This is a genomic window from Paenibacillus sp. FSL F4-0087, assembly GCF_038020215.1.
Taxonomy (GTDB): domain Bacteria; phylum Bacillota; class Bacilli; order Paenibacillales; family Paenibacillaceae; genus Paenibacillus; species Paenibacillus taichungensis.
The window spans coordinates 4,629,997-4,646,886 of record NZ_JBBODJ010000001.1 but is presented as its reverse complement, the minus strand read 5'-3'; the positions used below and the strand labels follow the sequence as shown (position 1 = coordinate 4,646,886).

The following is a 16,890-nucleotide window of genomic DNA, read 5'->3' as shown; positions in this document are numbered from 1 at the left end:
ACTCAACATTCGGTTAGATCCATCCACGATCCAGTTCTTCCCGACTGTCATAGATGCACAGTTCATATTGCTGTTTTAACAGTTCGATTTTGTTCTGCTGTAAGATATTATGTATCTTCTCTACTCTGCTGTAGAATTTTTCAGAACTATTGTATTCTCTGACCGTAACAAATCTAATTTTCCCATTCGCATTCAGCGAGTTCCGTGAGATATGTCCGCCTGAGTCAGCGCACAACTGCTTCAACCTGACTACATCATCAACATATACTTTACCGTGCCATTCAAAATATGGCTTGGACTGCGCCAGCATCGGCTGATCAAAATACGTCTCTTCCTTTGCCGGAATTTCCACCTTCGTCCGAACAACTGTGAATTCGTTATCCCGAAACTTCGCTACAACCTCTTCAATAACATTCTTCACTTCTTCATAATCCGCGCTATGTACAATGCCTGTAATCATTGGCTGATTGATGTATTCACCTTGGTCCAAGACGATCAATACGGGCTTTACGTTCTCTTCATTACAGATGTTGATAAAGGTTTCCTTCTCATTCTGTTTCAGATCACTCATGGTTACATGATATTCAAATTCCATCTGGCCACTTCCTTACTGATTTTTATCATCTGTCATTAGATAGATCTATCTTCTCATCTTCTGTTAATTATTCAGACACATCGTTTAAATTGAATTGTTATAGATCTTATTTTTTCTACAATTCACGTACAAACGCTCCACTGTTTTTTCTACAAGATACTGATAACTGGGTCACGTGTTAACATGAACTAAACAACCTTATTCACTGAGCATTTCAAAGAATTCTATTATATTGGGCGCGACTTTTTCTGTCACTGGAGAGAACACCTCCGACTCTTCATGAAACCAAATAACTACAACAGGCTCTTTCTTCTCTCTATAATCCAAACAAATAAAATCTCCTGAAAAAAGTGCCGCAATAGGAATTACATTCATCCCCACTAAATCTTCATTATCAGTTAATCTATCACCTATTTGTGTAATAATAACTTCAACATCATACCATCCATTAGTAGGATCAGACTTTGGGGATCATGTAAACCCTTTGTTTTAGCCGATACTCTTAATAGTAGCGGTATCCATTCTAAAAATGACATTTAATTACATTATATCTTCCTATCGGGGCGGATTATTCTACAGTTGTGAGTAATTAAAAAACACAAGAAAACAAAGATAACATTAAACAGGCCAATTACGGTGGTATCTGACCATAATCAACCTGTTTGATGAAACAAAATAGTAATTTTAGGTTATAAAATTAAAGCATTTGATGTGAGTACAAACATATTTAGTAAAATTTCATATAGGGCTGATAAGGGGTAAGTCTGATTGAGCATTGCTCCCCATTCCACTCGGCACTGGCAACCAATCCTCCTAGCCACTTACTTCACATTTTTCTAACATCCATTTCTTTGCTTCATCTGATTTCAACAAAATTGGATTATCCAACGTACCAATATTAATACTTTTAATATGAGCTTCTTCTATACCTTTAATATTTTTCAAAGTCACTCCGCTTAATAAAGTTTCTTCAAATGTCGCTACACTTATATCTATATTTTCAAGTATTGCCCAACTAAAATCCGTTAAGTAAAATGATACATTAATCAAATTACAATCTACTAAATATGCATTTCTAAATATTGCTTCCCAACAATCACCTTTACTAAATCTACTTTTTTTAATGACACAGTTAGAAAAATCTGTATATCTGAGATCTGATTTATAAAAATCACATTTATCTAAATATGCATTTTTAAATGTTGACGAGGCTAATAATGATGTGTGAAAATCAATATTTTCCAGTTTTAGATCATCAAAAGTACACTCTATTAAATATGCTTGTTCAAGCAATATATCGGATAAATCAAAACTTCTTAAGTCCACTTCATCTAGCTTTAACATTTCGCCTTCTTTACCAATTGTCTCAACCCACTTTTTATGCAATTCAAACTTCCTATTAAAATTTCCTTCCATTTTCCCACCCCTTAAGGATACCATATTATTTTATCTGTTACTCCTTCTTCATCAATTGCTTTCTTGAGTTGTTCAACATGCTTAGGCTCCATTTTTCTCGTGTCAATAATTACGTTGTTCCCATTATCAAATTCTTTTTGTAGCTTTTTCATACCTTGTTTGATAGTAAAGGCACCCTTTTTGGGATTTGTTATAGGAACTCCATTGTCACCACTTGGGTACGATTCAAAGCTTTTCACGTCCCACTTTAAACCTGAAGAAGTATCAATAAACTCTGCTCCATTTTCTGCTTGAGGATCACGTATTAGCTTTCCTAATTGACCTCTTTCTTCTACTGCTAATCCAACTTCCCTTTCCCTTATATTTTTAGGTTCTATTTTCCCATTACTTGCTGGATCTCGAGCTAAGTCATCCAATTCCTTCTGAGTTCTACCGCCCGTATAATTTCCATCCTTATCATAAAGATTAGGTTTGTTACCTTTACCCGTCCCCTCAGTGCCTTCCAGTTTATCCTTCGGTTTATTTGTATTCTCCTCTGGTTTCTCCGGTTCGGATGATTTAGGTGGTTTCGTATCGGCTTGCGGTTTACCTTCGTCCTTTTTCTTCGTTGGCGGCTTCCAGGTATTGACTTCATTCGGTGTTTCTTTTTTTTCTGGATTCGTCTTTGGTGTCGTGCTTGGTTTCGACGTTGTCGTTGAATTTCCTTCATTCTTTTTCGAAGAAGGTGAACTACCCGAACTTGTTTTCGACTTCGGCGGGTTCTCTACAGGCTTAGAGGTTGATCCTCCCCCACTGTTTGCTGTCTTTCCATTCCCCGAAGCCGTCTCACCTGTTTTGTTCGTCTTATTATTGCTCCAATGACTTCCTCCACCCGACACGATTCGCATCTTCTGACTTTCTTCCCAATACTTTTTCACAAAGCTCTTCACTTTGGGCACTATGGGCGAAGACGGGCTCGTGCTCACTTTGGGCGGCGTTATTCCACTTGCCTGCGGGATAGACCGGACCGGGCCTACAAGACCACCTGCCGAACCTCTCTTGTTCTTAAAATTAACTTGATTATCCTGACCTTGTAGCGTCGCATAATATTGATCGTATTCACCCCATAGTTCAGCAAAGGCTTGTTCGCTCATGGGAGCCTTGAGCCTCCAGGACAGATACTGCATTTCATCTAGGCTTAGCCCTTGAGCCTTCCAATAGTCATAACTTCCCAGTTCCTCTACCGTGATATGAGGCCTGCCAATATCGAAGGTGATATTCGCAAAATGGGGACCTACAAAAAGAATATTGTATTCCTCCGGGTTTTTCATCACTTTGTTGAAATAATCCAGCGAACTTTTCAGGTCCTGATCCGCCTGTTGTTTCGTCCACTTCTCCCGAATATAACCTGGAATTTCATAATATGTGGCACTAATTTCCTGATGCTGCTGATGCAACTTCTTGATCAGATCGAGAGGCGAAGTCGCTGTAGTTAACACTTTAGCGGCCGTCAGCATTTTACCAAGCATCGCCCATTTCGCTTCGTTCTCCTGCTGTTGCATTTCAGCAAAACCATTCATGAGTCGTTCCAGCAAATTCAGCCCTGAAGGCTTGAAGGAGCCTATCTTCGGCACGCTCGCGATGAGACCCGTGGCAACGGCAGCAATGCCTACGCCGATGGCTGTCTGGGCAGCAATACCTCCTAGCGCCCCCATGATCGGAATCATAGCAGTGATGGCCAGCGCTGCTCCTGCCAAGGATCCATCCTTCGGGTTCGTCGTTGATGCCTGCGTCACTCCAGCAGCTTCTGCGGCTGCTGCGGCCTGAGCCGCTTCGTACTCCTCAATCGGCATCAGCGGTGGCTCCGGCTCCGGTGGCAGATCCGCCACATGAACAGGCGCTTTGTTGCTGCCTTCCTGTTGCAGCAGGCCAGCTCGCACGTTGGCCTCCCCGTCCAGAATGAAGCTGCCACCTCCACCAAGCAGCCATATCGCTTCCGGTGCAGTGGCCTCGATCTTTCCGGCTGCAAGCAGGATGTTGCTACCCTGAATCGACAGATGTCCCGGACTATCCAATAGTACACCCTGCTCATTCAAGGTAATCGTTACCCCGGATCCGGCTTGCAGCGTAACCTCCTCAGGCGACATGCCGATAGAGCTTCCGGCAGGATGGCCCCAGACTTTATGATCCGTCCCCTCGTTAGCAGAACGTTTGCCCTCCGAGATGGAATGACGAATGTATGCGCCGGACTCCAGGCTACTTGGAAAATATAATTCCACATGATCCCCGATCTCCGGCATCATGTATAATCCGCTATGTCCTTCCGCAGCATATGCTGGTGTGACCGGATAGGGAGATGCAGCCCCTTGCGCCATCGGGCCCTCGTCCATGGGTAGTTTGATTTGAACATGGTCATGAATCACGCGGACCACCTCACCATATAACGACAAGCCAATCAGGTCCGATAGGTCGCATCTAGGTACGCAAATGTGATCCTCGGGTACCATACGATAGATCGTCATGAGCAGCCCGGATTCTAGGCGTGAATTGGCATACACCACGGTTAGCTCCGTGCCATCCGGCAGTTCAACTTTGTCTCCAAGTGCATAGGTGTGTGCACTTTCCATCGTATACTGCAATACGCCTTGCGTGACCTTGGGACCCTGAATGATATATCGATCTTCCGTTCCGGAGCCACGCCAGTCAATTCCACCCAATTCTTTACGAACCTGATAAGGCTGGTTTTCCGGCCACTTCCACATCTTCCCTGCGGGCAAACCGATAAACAGCTTGGGTGATGCCGCCGTGATTTCGGGGACCAACACCGTACCGAATCGCGAGGCAAGCCGGCGCAGGAACATCCAATCAGTCTCTTTATATTGTAAAACAAGTCCACTCAATAGGGTATTTCCTGTAACCTGATCCATGACATCCGAATAGCGGTATGAATTCATAATGAATTGAATTAGTTCCTTGAACGACCACCCTCTGTTTTGAAAGGCTCGTTCCTGAATCCGGATATCCATTTGATACGAGTTGGACAAGGCTTCAAGCTCGAATCGATAGATCCCTCCCGACAATTGAACCTTGAGCGAGGTCATGACGCCATGGAACAGTCTTCTCACCGATCTGCCAGTTTCATCGACTTGCCTGAGCACGATTGATTCACCATCAGCCTGAACCTGAAGAATTCCAGGTCCATCCTCTTCTGGAAGAATGCCGCTGACATAGAGTTTCGCATGCTCGTTCACCTGGCGGGTAATTTGTACGCCCTCCAGCCACTGTGCACGATAAGGCCAATATAAGCGAAGTTGTTCATATCCGATATGGTCCGGTTTCTTCTGCGTGATTTCACTCATCGTCAAAAGTCCAACTGCTGACCGTCATCCTCGATGACGATATCTCCACCATACATACACTTGTGCGTACAGTGACTAAGCAGCGCAGCCTTCCCTTCCACTTTGGTATCTCCCTTCCCGTGAAGCCAGGGCATGGTCAGCACGGGAACGCAAGGCGCTTTCTTAACCCCATAGATATCAACCATCGTACTTGCCGCTACTGCTGGATTTAGTGGATTGGAACAGTTACCGAACGACCCAATATGGATGCCCGGAACATAATCCTCAACGGTCATCTTCGCTTTCCCCTTGATATATACGCCATGACTGAAAGGGATTTTCAATCGTGTACGCTGTGTCCCGCAATTACATTTCAGGATTGCTCCTGCAACGACATAGCCTTTGGAGGCTTCTCCAGCTGTATGAATCTGGGCAGCTTGTTCTTGACTTTGTGCCATCGTAACCTCTCCTTTCTAATTGGTTTGCTCCAACTCCAACGGAATGAATTGCACTCCCGTGACATCTCGCCGCAGCATGCTCTCAGCCAATGCTAGATTGACAATGATTACGGTTTCGCGCATCTCCATCAATTGGAACAGAGGTACCTCAGGGAATTCTTGCTTTAGCACAATCCGCTCCAGACTTCCATCCATTCGCCTACAAGTATGGGGAGATAATACGTTTGCCAGCGCAGGGGGGTGAATGGCCCAATATGTCTCCTGGGTCATTCGCTCCTTGTCCGTTAATACGGTGGCCCTTCGCTTGAGATGGGGACAATACAATATAAGTGTTTCAAGCAATTGATCTGAAACCAATGGGACAGGCTGTTCCAAATAATCCGTATAATCCACATGGAATCCACTTCGCACATAAAGGTTAATCGCGGTATGCTCACTGCCCGAATCATGAAAAGCCTGATTCCAGACCCTGCGTTGCAGTTCTCCGACAGGCTCTGTCTCTACGCGGTGTATCCATCTGGGGTCAGCCATTAGACGAAAGTATCGGATAACCCTCGCCTCCTCTCGGCATCGTCAAAAATTGCCCCCTCCACATCAGCACCCTCCCATAACGTATCAGTCAGATTGGCTCCACGGAATATGGCTCCACGGAGGTGTGCCCCTCGGAAGTCAGCACCTGAAAGGTTTGCATTTTCGAAGTTAAGCGCATCGTACTCTGGCCCCTGAGGGAGTCCTTCCGGATGTCCCGTCTCCCCGATTACCTCCTTGAAAACAGCTCTTTCCAGAGAACAACCGCTGAAATCTGCCCCATATAGAATGCTTCCGGTGAAATCGGTGTTCTCCAGACTACAATTGCGCAAACGTGTCCCTATCAAGACACAGCGTTGAAAATCGGTAGAATGCATATCGATACGATCAAAACGGCTGTAACGAAAATCCAGATCGCTGCATTCCATTTTGCTCATATCCAGTCCCTGAAAGTGCGCATACATTACCTCCAGACCATCACTTTCTTCCAATGCTTCACCAATCTCCTCAATGCTCCTATTCCTTCGATCAAGACGAAACACGCACTCGCTGGCATCCAAGTATTCTCCCGCACGTACTTCGAATATCTGTTCCAGTTCCATAAGAGAGTTCCACTCAAAGTCCTCCAGCGCGCGACAGCTACGGCGTATGAAATGCACAATATAACGATTCACCAATGCCGCTTCCTGTAGCATGATTCGGTCCAGTTCTACCGCTGTAACGGTTCCTTGATAGCGAGGAAGTTCTTCTCTTAGTCTATTGAGCATCCGTTCAAGACACTCATAGGCCCAATGGAACGAATAGAACGAACGGATGGGTGCACGATCCAGCAACCATGAAGCATCGCATGCTTCGACCAGAACATTCATAGCTCCTCCAAGAAGTTCAGTTCGCAGCATAGAATATTGAATATAAGCGATCCGTCCTTTCGCTCCACGCTTTTGCACATCGCTGACTTCCTGAATCATAAACCTGAAATGACTCAAGAACTCGGCTGTCAATTCCGCATGCCTTGTATGCAGCGTATGCTGCAAATCATCCATAAGCTTGTCCCGCGCAGGTTTCACCTGATGGGTATAAAAATGTATTACAGATTCCTTGCGAACCATCGGAACTTCCCCCTCCTGCCCTTTCTGTCATACCATGCTAGTTGGCTTTCACTTCCGATCCACTCATTTTTGCCTGTCCATCCAATTTGAACGTTCCTCCTCCACCTTCGAGCAACAATTGCGAATCAGCAGATAATGTTATTTTCTTCCCGGCTTTGAGCGAGATATTACCCCCAGCAGACATCCGAACCTGCTGGCTTCCGATGATCTGGATGCCCTCGTCCCCGCTGAGCCGAATGAACACCTCGCCCTCTTTACTGCTAATGGAAATGGAATCTGGTGTCAGTCTGATTTCCTTTCCATAGGGCGTTCGGAAAATTTTATGGTCCGGTTTGTTCAATTGATTCGTTCCGGTTATCTGGTTATCCAGACGAGGTGCTCCTGTCGCGTAGGCCTCTTCTTCATTTTGCGTTGGAAAATAGACAGCGACTGGATCCCCCACTTCAGGCATGACATACCAACCTGTCTGCCCCTCTGCAATGTAAGGCGACTGATACAGCAGCCACAACGCTTCCTCTTCCTCCTGTTGTTCATCACAGTCCAGTTGCACTCTGACATGACCGCCATGTACTGAAAGGATACGACCAAGCAATGAGCTTCCAGCAATTAATGGATTGTAATATGTCTTTTGTCGCAGTCCTCTATGAAGGCTAAGTACATATTGGTGTTTCACGATCCCTCCCACAAGCTCGGTATATGCCTCAGTCACATATAGGCTCCTGCCCCGGAAGGTAATATGGTGTCCAAGCTCCATGACCTGGTCTGTCTCGATTTCGTATATAATGAAGTCCGATTCATTGACCTTTAACGTATCGTTTTCTGTAAAGTACATGAATGGCGTCATATTTTTGCGGATTGTATAGCGTGTATTGTCTAGGTCAATTGAATTTCCGTGCTCAAAGACGCCAAAATAAAATTTTGGGCTATCAAACTGGGCAGCAGGCATCAAGCTAGTGTGAAAGCGAGAAGCAAGTCTCCTGAGAAATGCCCAATCCGTTTCTTGATATTGCACAGCAACCTTAGCGATCTTGGCCCCGCCTGTTCCCTCATCAATTACATCAAGTCCCGGATAATGCTGATCCAGTTCCTTTAGCAAATCGGGCAACGTCATTTTGACATTTTGAAACGTTCGCGTTCGTTTTGTAATATCCATCCGGTATGTATGCGAGATAGCCTCCACTTGGAGCGTATATACACCTCTCACAACCTGCACTTCAACAGATAACGGAATGCCTTTGAACAACGGGCTTTTGTTTCCATCCTCATCTTTTTGCCATACTTCAATGGAAGTATCACGGTCCGTTACATCGACATAGCGATCTTTCCATTCTTCGGACACCATACCCTTAAACACGAGCCGAGTGTGCTCATTCATCTTTTTGCGGATCGTAAGTTCTTGCAAATGCAGCAGTTCATATGGTTCAATAAGCAGATTCTCATAAGTCAGACTCATGTTCCCCATCTCCTATCAGTCTCAAAGGATCGCAAGTGAGTTCAGAATCATCTCGCTAGGCTCCTGCCAATCCCTTTTTTCTTCATCTGTGCAATTAAATCCGTATACAAGAACGGACTGGTCCAAAATCGTAAAACCGATATGGTTGTAAATCTGATTATTCAACCCCTGTACGGAAAACTGGCAATAGCCCATGACATGTCCCATTTCTGTAGTACGAACGCCGTGTTTGTCCCATTGTCTGACAGGCTGCGTTCCGCGAACGACATTCGCCATCGTTTCGGTAAAGGAAGTCAGTTCCGCTTCCGAAATTCGATGCTCCAACCTGTTGAACGTAAAATTGACCGTGCCCGAGTCGTTCGTGTAGATCCATTCCGGCCGATGAGACGAAGGATACTTTATGCTCGCTTCCTTCTCTGAAATTAAACGCAACGAACGGGGAAGGGATATGCTTACTCTACTGTCGTACAACTCAGTGCGTTTTAGAAACACATTCTCCTTTCCAATACGGAGCCTCGCTGGTAGCTCTGCTGAATCAACAGCCTGGGATTTATATGCCAATCTAACCGCCTCTTCTACTTCACCATTCTGATCATCCACTTCATTTCCACGTTGGCTATATAATATTGGAATCACTTTGCGATCAAGATATTCCATATGAAGAACACACTTCCTTTCCTTTTGATGAATCAATCTACAATCATTCGATGCGGTCCGCCCACCGGCATACCCGAACGTCCCGCTCCCCGAGCTGCATTCGCCAATATACGATCCAGATATCGATGAATCTGCGCATTATCGTATTCTCTGTACTCCAGCCCCAATCGACTGGCAATGTGATGCAAAATGACGCTGCGCGCAACCGTTCCTTCATTAAGACACATCATGGCGAAGACCAGATCCTGGGGATCAGAGGCACCCGTTCGAAGCAATCTCTCGGCATAATCCTTCATGACAACAGGGGATAAGGTGCTTGCACCCTCGGCTGCATAAGGGACATGAATGACATGCAGCGTGTTGAACTCCGTTGCCAAATCGGCAAAGGTCTGGTAGTCCCGCCGCAGCCGGGCCCCTTCCTTCAGCTTGAATCGAGCCAGCTCCAAGTCACTCGATGTGCACGTTGTCTCTTCATCCAGAAGCAGTTCCGAATGGCTTATCGTCATGTCACTCACGGTCTCCTCCGCAGTAAACCGAAGCTTCAGCACATTGACCCGGCCCGTAGCTTGGTATCCCAGTTCCATAGGCTCTGTCAGCATGTAAAGCCTTCCTTTATGCAGCACCATCCCAGGAGCAACAACCAGTTTGTCCGGGAACACTTCTACCTCTGCACCTGCAAGAATGCCATCTGCATAACCGCGATAGTACAGTTCGATGTAGTCTCTGGGGAAATCGCGTAGTCCCTCCAACATGGATGTTTTCAGGATTCTTCCCTTGTTAAAATGCGGATACGAATATGTGAACATGAGCGGTGTCCCTCCTTTCTGCTCTTGGTCCTCACTTCATTCCGTCAAAGAAGTCGAGTTCAGACAAGTCTGTTTCAAATGGAAGCAGCTTCTGCGGCCCCAGATACAATCGTTCATTCCTGCGAGCAACCGGCAATACATGAAACCCCCAATGACGGTCATCCGGAAAAACAAAAAACTTCGTCTCTCCATTCACAATAGAGTCCGTATCATCCTGCGGGATTTTATCTCCGTACTGATCCCTGATGTCTTCGTAGAGCACCTCTTTATAGGCATCCGGACGGTTGGCATAGACGAATTTCTGTCTCAGTTGACCATCACTTCCGCTAAGGTACAACTCCACTTCTGCCGTCTCGAATGGACGGGAAATGCTGCCCGGAATGCCGTCACTCCGATCCAGACTGCTGATCAGCATTTTTTCACGTCCATTATGCGTGTAGGCACTTACGGTATAAGGAATTACTGCGGCATCATGCGTGATGTCGGCTTGAACGCTTCCTGTTTTGCGGGCACTCAGATAACGAATCGCCCCTCGAAGGCAGGCAAGTTTAAGATCAGGTACACGTCCTTCCGCAGGTTTTTGCCGAAACTCAATGCTTCTGCCTGGAACGAACTCTTTCAGTGCTTCCCGAAATACATCAATGCGACAGGACTGACCTGTCAACTTGATAATCGAATATTGGCTCATCCGCCCTTGCCGATAGAAATCATCCAAAAACTTGCGAACCACCTCATAGATATCAGCCTTAATCAGCTGGGTAATCTCCTTGATATTAAAAACCACATCAGGGAACTCATATTCATCTTTCAGTTCACCACTACGTTCCACGGACAGAAACCAACGTTCCATGGTCGTGATCTGCAGGTCACTATCCCCATCGTCCTCCATCTCCGAGTGGAATCGGTTACGCAAGATGCCGGTTTTGCGGAAAAATTGCTGCTTCATCTCTTCTGCGATTTCCCACAGAAAGTAGAAGTTGCCTCTCACCCGAAGATACTCATCTCGTGAACGATTCTCTCGACGCGCAAACGCAGTCGGGATGATATGTTCTGCCTCTTCATAGCGTTGTTCCAGCTTCTGATAGACGGATTTCACACCTTCTTCGTCCACCTGGCGGAACACGTCCGCACCGGGTGCCTCGATCAGGCTATCGATATCCGTCACCTGACGGCGTCCGCTATAGTAGTCGGCGAATATGATCTTCATGAACTGCATAATACGATAGGTAATGTTGTGACCTCCGAAGTTCGTGTCCCCATTTTCGTATGTAGTATGGATATCCAGCTTGTAAGCCATATGTCCGTCCTCGATCGTAAATGCACAAGATGACAAGTCAGTTGTTCCACCTCCACAATCAATCACGAGCGCATGATACGTCTGCCCTTCCATGAAAGCACCGCGTTCCATCCCGTCGGCAAGGGTGTTATAGAGCACAGCCATTCCCTCATCCAGCGCATATGTCTGCTCAATCCGATAATCCGGAAGCACCTCTCCGAACATCTGCAAAAATTGTGCTTTCATCTTCACGGGACTGGTAAAATGCACATGGCGAAACTTACACTTGAACTGATGCTCTGCCGTTCGGATGATGTAATTCATGTACGCACGCAGCAGATCCATACGAGAAACCATGGCTGCATTCCCATGAACATCGACGATTTCTTCCATTTTGTTGTAATTGTTCACCCAGCGCTTCATGCTGCGGAAGACACTCGCCCGGCTGCTGTACCCTCCCCGACGCATGCTTCGCAGCGCTTCGTAGCCGAACTCGTAACGAATGTTCGCTGGATCCGAGCACTCCGCCACACCGATGGCCGTAGGAAGGACCTCAATCCAGTCCGTGTCTTTGTATGTAGGATCGGGAAAAGCCACATAGTTAATGGCATCCATACGAACCCGCCCATTCAGTAAATCCTGGCTGCTTGGTGCCTGAATATAACCATTATGCAAATAGGCGCCTGCCGTCGTGTTGGAGGTGCCAAAGTCAATTGCAAGTACAGCGTCTGTCGGTTCTAGTTCCCGGATGTCCAGATCGGCCAGTGGAATTTGAGTATATTGAATATGAACCGGAGGAAGAGGCCTGCTAGAGTAATAGGTCTGATATAGATATTCCGAATCGCGTTTACGGAAAAAGAGAAGACTGTACTGTCTGTTTCCCGATCGTTTCCAGGTCGATCCACTTCCTGCCGTCAAATAAAAGGTTCCGGATATGGACTCGTCCTTAACCAGATTAAAGATGCCACACAGCTCCATACTCTCATTGACCAAAAGTACGTTGGATTCGGTTAATCCACCCGGTGCCGTGACAACGTACTGATCCAGCTTGTCCACTTTCAATCCTTCGTACAGAATCAGCCGCGCGGGCACACTAATACCTCCATCACTGCTCATAGGAGCCGTCATATGACGAGAAATGGCCTTTTGTATGCGCTCGAATCCGCCTTCCACAGACTGATCGATCCACAATACATCGTCCGCTCCCAAAAATTTCAGAATAATCCGAATCAGTTCTTCACGCTCCGTGCGGGGCCCCAATCCCTCAACCAGTCGCTCCTTGTAACAAATATTCCGTAATTGAAATGTGGTCATGTCCATCAACTCTTCGCGCGTATAACGCATGGTTCCTCTGGCCCGTTCCCTGCCCGTGGCATCGGGATACAATCGGTATGAATAGCCGTTCATCTATACTTCCTCCTTACAACTGCTGATGCTGCTTAATATAGGGCAATACCGTCCTGTATCATCGTATAGTCCACATCCAGAATGCCAAAATGATGCCCCCAGTATATTTCCGTGTCAAAACGAACCGGCAGGAAGAGTTCAAGAATCAATTCCAGCTTCTCCTTGGCTTCCGTCCGTTCTGCCTGACCAATATATAAGAGCAATTCATCCTTCTCCTCACAATTGGCATAAAGGGTTGAACGCGGGAACATCCGTACAAGGGTATCCCTCAGCAGATGAACGGCCTCTCCCGTATCGTACAGACGGAGCATATTGCAGGCGATCACTTCCTGTTCCTCTCGTCCGAACAACTCCAGTCGCCGCCGTATCCGTTTCCCGTATACACCCGAATGCATATCATTCAAAATGAAGCGAATGTAATACTCCCTTTTATTCATCCCCTGCATCAAATCCATATCCGCCAGAAAATGAATGACCAAATCAAAGAGCGTCTCCCGCAATTCCACCTGCTCTTCGTTATTGATATCGAACAAATCCCTGAAAATATCAAAAAAACGATAATACGGATTGACTTCAATCGTACGTTCCACGTCTGAAGCATTCAGGTTCGTATGACTTAATTCCATATATGGCGAATATACACGTGCAGGAACAAAAGTTACGTCTCTCAGATCAGTTCCATTACGCTTGGCGCGAATAATCAGATCCCATATATAATTCATGTTGAGCTCACATCCATTCCCCTTCGCAGCGATATTCAGGGAAAGCCAACTGGATCTCGGATACCAGAAAGCTCAGCAAATCATCCAGAAAAATAGCCTGCCCTGGCTGAATTCCGTGTTTGCTGAACCTTAAAATCATTCGATGTTTATCTGCCTCAACACGGACATGATCGCTAACAAATCCATTAAGCGGGTACGTGATGCCCAAGGTAGGCCCAGGTGCCACCACTTTCACATCTTCCAGTTCCAATCCCTCCGCTGCTTGGAAAGCATGAACCATGCGGGCAATCTCCCCTTTGGATCGCACAGAGCGTCCTTCCTGACGCGCATATTTACCGGCAAACCCTTCCCGTTTGTTGTTGGAAAACAGCGGAAAGTCCATCCTCCCAATGCGGGTTGCGACGGGACCGGCTATTTTGAGTACCGTCCATGAATCGGATTTCTCCAGTGGAGATACGATGGTGATATCTTCTTCCGATCTTTTGATATATCGAATATGCGATTCGTCTCCATCCACCAGATACCCGTGCTCAGTCCCTGTTTTGCGGAGCGGTAACACATGTTCATAATTGATGCGGTCCGAAGCCGGGACAGGGAATCCACCTGTTTTCATATCAAGCTGCTGAATATTCCAAAGGGGAATCATGTTCGTTCTTTTATATGACTCAAACTCCTCCAAATGGATTGAAAGTTCTTTGACCACATGCTGTTTGTCCCATGCATCTCCATCGTCCGAACCCACTAGAACACAATCAACGAATTTGAACACATAGGGTGCATTAATCGATTTCCATGGTAGGCTGTTTTTACGAAAGACCCGGTACAGTTCTTCAATTTTGGAGATATACGCTGTACTTGATTTCAACCGAACCGTTATGGCATGTCTGCCTTCACTCGTTACAATCTCCCCGCGGAATGTCCGATTACTTTTCAGCAGGGATTGGAGCTCCTGTTGCCCACATTCCATGTAGAACGTGAATAAATTCATCTCTTCCTTACGTGCCAGCGCATCTGAAGCCTCGCTCAAATAAACAGTCTGCGGTGCAACATCCTCCGGAAGAATCGGATACAGAAATTCATGAATGGGGTCCAAATCTTCCCGCGGACATAATGTGACATATACATCGTGGCGTTCCTCCAGCGGTACCACCTCGTCAAACACACGTTGCTCGATCTGTTTGTTTAGCGTCTCCTGATACTCCACCAGATTAAGAAAAACGCCTGTCATGAGGTCTTTGAGCATGCGACGTTGTTCCAGATCCTCCATCTTGTTTAGACGGTCACGAATAATATCTTTCATCACGAATCTCCTCCTTCCGTTGCTTCCTGTTCATTCGCTTCTGCCTCGGTGGTGTCGGTGCTTCCTTTAGCCTTTGAAGCGGAATTAATGCTAGCATTGCTTGTCGTTTTCCCTGAAGAAGACCCGGAGCCGGAAGCATCCGCAGTCCCACTTCCGGCCGAAGAGGCATTACCCGCAGAAGAAGTACTTCCCACTGAATTGCCTGCGCTCATTCCTCCCGCATTCCCGGTCCAATCCGAGTTCAAACCAGACGTATCTGTTGTTCCTAACCCTGCCGCATCCTGAGTAAGATCAACCGCCGGTACAGGTGGATTCAGTTTCTCATCCAGCTTATTTATTTTCCGCTCCATAGCCAGCACCCGTTCCAACATATCGATCTCCTGATAAATTTCCTGTGCCGAAGCATAGGCATCCATGGCGCCACTATAATCTCCGGCTTCATTGAAGCGGTCACCCTTCTGTTCCAGCGTATCAGCTTGAAGCTGTCTGGATTGGCGCTTGATATCCGCTCGTTTGGTTTCGGCCGTCTCCAGTTTGGTGGCAACTTCCTTCAACGCTTCCTTATATACTGTTTCCGTAGCCGCTGTTCTGGCCCTTTTATACAAAATGATCGCTCCACTGTAGTCTCCGTTCTGGAGTTTCAGATCTCCCTCCGTGATCCAGTCTTGTACTTGCTGAAAGGTGGTCATCTGTTCCAAACGTTCCTGAATGACTTCACGGTTGAACATATTGTAGGACTCAGACAATTCCAGTGCTTTGGTGTAACTGGCGGTTGCTTTGGGAATATCCCCTTCTTTCAGATGAGCCTCGCCGTCAACCAATGTCTGAGCAGCAGCCATCTTCGAAGTCAGCAACTTTTTGTGCACAGGGTCCTTTACTTTGATCGAATTGTTGCGAGCAAGACTGTAATCTGAGACGGCCTTGGCGTACTCCTGTTCCTTCACGTACTGGTCAGCGTTCTGTTCGTATTGCAGCATATCTACGACCAGCTCGGCTTTTTTGGCTGCGCTTTTCACCGCGTAGAATATGCCGGCTCCGCCAAAAATCAGGAGCATAATCAACATGATGGCAATCCGTTTAATCCACTTCTTACGGTTCTTGGGTTCTTCATGAAAAATCTTGTTCACATAGATGGCTGCCGCACTATAATTCTCGATTCGTGAACGTTGCTTGCTGAGCATCACTTCTTCCAACGTGTCGGCCAGCGCCTGCGGGTCATTGGCACCTTCCACCGCATCAATCATCTCGGCATCCTGCACGCCTTCCCATAATCCAGGGGTGCATAGAACAAGCACATCACCATCGGCAAGCTTGACCTTATCGGATACATACGGTTTGATCATGCCAGGTTTGCCCGCGTATTCATTCAGATTGCCGCGTTCATCATGCTGATCCACACGATCCTCTGCAATCTGGCCTTCCGCTGCCAGTTGGGCAGCTACACTATGATCCTTGCTTTTTAGTGCAAGCCTATTTCCCCGGAAATGATACAAGCGGCTATGTCCGGCCGATGCCCACACCATGCGTGTATAATCCGTTACAACAATAACGAATCCCGCTTTGAGTCTGACCCGGCGGCTTTCATACTGCAACCATTCATGTGCGATCTTGATATATTCCGTCAGTCTGCGTTTGGACATGGTTGGCTTTTCCAAAAAGGATTCCAGAATGGTCTGTACTGTGATCTGTGCACTATTCACTTCCGTATCGGTATCCAGACCATCTGCAATGACATAACAAGCCCAGTCTTCCAGTTCAACGCAGCCGTAGAAATCCCGATTTTTCAGGAAAGACCCCGCCTCTGAGACAAAAGCCGTCTTGAATTCACTGTTCTCCTTCCTCATCC

General features: G+C 46.7%; 14 protein-coding genes. All 14 read right to left on the bottom strand.

The genetic code is table 11. The annotated features are described in order from the left end of the window. Positions 1-13: 13 nt before the first annotated feature. The 14 genes from MHB84_RS21325 to MHB84_RS21260 all read right to left on the bottom strand — a co-directional run bounded on the left by MHB84_RS21325 (position 14) and on the right by MHB84_RS21260 (position 16,888). Positions 14-595 carry a hypothetical protein gene (locus tag MHB84_RS21325; RefSeq protein ID WP_076288037.1) on the bottom strand — a complete coding sequence of 194 codons (582 nt, stop codon included), beginning with the start codon at positions 593-595 and terminating at the stop codon, positions 14-16. Positions 596-793: 198 nt separating this feature from the next. Then, positions 794-1,018 (bottom strand): SMI1/KNR4 family protein, encoded by a 225-nt coding sequence (locus MHB84_RS21320; RefSeq protein WP_445322136.1) that lies wholly within the window; start codon positions 1,016-1,018, stop codon positions 794-796. A 390-nt stretch (positions 1,019-1,408) separates the two neighbouring features. Next, positions 1,409-2,011 carry a pentapeptide repeat-containing protein gene (locus MHB84_RS21315; RefSeq protein WP_076288295.1) on the bottom strand — a complete coding sequence of 201 codons (603 nt, stop codon included), beginning with the start codon at positions 2,009-2,011 and terminating at the stop codon, positions 1,409-1,411. Positions 2,012-2,022: 11 nt separating this feature from the next. Further along, positions 2,023-5,349 (bottom strand): hypothetical protein, encoded by a 3,327-nt coding sequence (locus MHB84_RS21310; RefSeq protein ID WP_076288036.1) that lies wholly within the window; start codon positions 5,347-5,349, stop codon positions 2,023-2,025. A 2-nt stretch (positions 5,350-5,351) separates the two neighbouring features. After that, positions 5,352-5,786 (bottom strand): DUF4280 domain-containing protein, encoded by a 435-nt coding sequence (locus tag MHB84_RS21305; protein WP_076288035.1) that lies wholly within the window; start codon positions 5,784-5,786, stop codon positions 5,352-5,354. Positions 5,787-5,801: 15 nt separating this feature from the next. Next, complete coding sequence (locus MHB84_RS21300; RefSeq protein WP_083678790.1) at positions 5,802-6,317, bottom strand: hypothetical protein; 516 nt, start codon at positions 6,315-6,317, stop codon at positions 5,802-5,804. Next, a complete protein-coding gene (locus MHB84_RS21295; RefSeq protein WP_076288033.1) occupies positions 6,317-7,423 on the bottom strand; it encodes a pentapeptide repeat-containing protein in 1,107 nt (368 codons plus the stop codon). Before MHB84_RS21295 ends, MHB84_RS21300 begins: the two co-directional genes overlap by 1 nt. 37 nt (positions 7,424-7,460) lie before the next feature. Beyond that, complete coding sequence (locus MHB84_RS21290) at positions 7,461-8,876, bottom strand: phage baseplate assembly protein V (RefSeq protein WP_076288032.1); 1,416 nt, start codon at positions 8,874-8,876, stop codon at positions 7,461-7,463. Positions 8,877-8,897: 21 nt separating this feature from the next. Then, positions 8,898-9,533 carry a hypothetical protein gene (locus MHB84_RS21285; RefSeq protein WP_076288031.1) on the bottom strand — a complete coding sequence of 212 codons (636 nt, stop codon included), beginning with the start codon at positions 9,531-9,533 and terminating at the stop codon, positions 8,898-8,900. Positions 9,534-9,565: 32 nt separating this feature from the next. Continuing rightward, on the bottom strand, positions 9,566-10,339 hold the full coding sequence (locus MHB84_RS21280; RefSeq protein WP_076288030.1) for a DNA and RNA helicase: 774 nt from the start codon (positions 10,337-10,339) through the stop codon (positions 9,566-9,568). 31 nt (positions 10,340-10,370) lie between these two features. Next, entirely contained in the window at positions 10,371-13,022 is a 2,652-nt protein-coding gene (locus MHB84_RS21275; RefSeq protein ID WP_076288029.1) for a molecular chaperone, read from the bottom strand. Positions 13,023-13,054: 32 nt separating this feature from the next. Further along, a complete protein-coding gene (locus MHB84_RS21270; RefSeq protein ID WP_064636273.1) occupies positions 13,055-13,744 on the bottom strand; it encodes a hypothetical protein in 690 nt (229 codons plus the stop codon). 7 nt (positions 13,745-13,751) lie between these two features. After that, a complete protein-coding gene (locus MHB84_RS21265) occupies positions 13,752-15,044 on the bottom strand; it encodes a normocyte-binding protein (protein ID WP_076288028.1) in 1,293 nt (430 codons plus the stop codon). Then, positions 15,044-16,888 carry a SpoIIE family protein phosphatase gene (locus tag MHB84_RS21260; RefSeq protein ID WP_076288027.1) on the bottom strand — a complete coding sequence of 615 codons (1,845 nt, stop codon included), beginning with the start codon at positions 16,886-16,888 and terminating at the stop codon, positions 15,044-15,046. Before MHB84_RS21260 ends, MHB84_RS21265 begins: the two co-directional genes overlap by 1 nt. Positions 16,889-16,890: the final 2 nt, after the last annotated feature.

Bases quoted from the DNA above. Each gene is read 5' to 3' on its own strand.
- MHB84_RS21325 (WP_076288037.1), bottom strand. From the start codon at position 595: ATGGAATTTGAATATCATGTAACCATGAGTGATCTGAAACAGAATGAG.
- MHB84_RS21315 (WP_076288295.1), bottom strand. From the start codon at position 2,011: ATGGAAGGAAATTTTAATAGGAAGTTTGAATTGCATAAAAAGTGGGTT.
- MHB84_RS21310 (WP_076288036.1), bottom strand. From the start codon at position 5,349: ATGAGTGAAATCACGCAGAAGAAACCGGACCATATCGGATATGAACAA.
- MHB84_RS21305 (WP_076288035.1), bottom strand. From the start codon at position 5,786: ATGGCACAAAGTCAAGAACAAGCTGCCCAGATTCATACAGCTGGAGAA.
- MHB84_RS21300 (WP_083678790.1), bottom strand. From the start codon at position 6,317: ATGGCTGACCCCAGATGGATACACCGCGTAGAGACAGAGCCTGTCGGA.
- MHB84_RS21295 (WP_076288033.1), bottom strand. From the start codon at position 7,423: ATGGTTCGCAAGGAATCTGTAATACATTTTTATACCCATCAGGTGAAA.
- MHB84_RS21290 (WP_076288032.1), bottom strand. From the start codon at position 8,876: ATGAGTCTGACTTATGAGAATCTGCTTATTGAACCATATGAACTGCTG.
- MHB84_RS21285 (WP_076288031.1), bottom strand. From the start codon at position 9,533: ATGGAATATCTTGATCGCAAAGTGATTCCAATATTATATAGCCAACGT.
- MHB84_RS21280 (WP_076288030.1), bottom strand. From the start codon at position 10,339: ATGTTCACATATTCGTATCCGCATTTTAACAAGGGAAGAATCCTGAAA.
- MHB84_RS21275 (WP_076288029.1), bottom strand. From the start codon at position 13,022: ATGAACGGCTATTCATACCGATTGTATCCCGATGCCACGGGCAGGGAA.
- MHB84_RS21270 (WP_064636273.1), bottom strand. From the start codon at position 13,744: ATGAATTATATATGGGATCTGATTATTCGCGCCAAGCGTAATGGAACT.
- MHB84_RS21265 (WP_076288028.1), bottom strand. From the start codon at position 15,044: ATGAAAGATATTATTCGTGACCGTCTAAACAAGATGGAGGATCTGGAA.
- MHB84_RS21260 (WP_076288027.1), bottom strand. From the start codon at position 16,888: ATGAGGAAGGAGAACAGTGAATTCAAGACGGCTTTTGTCTCAGAGGCG.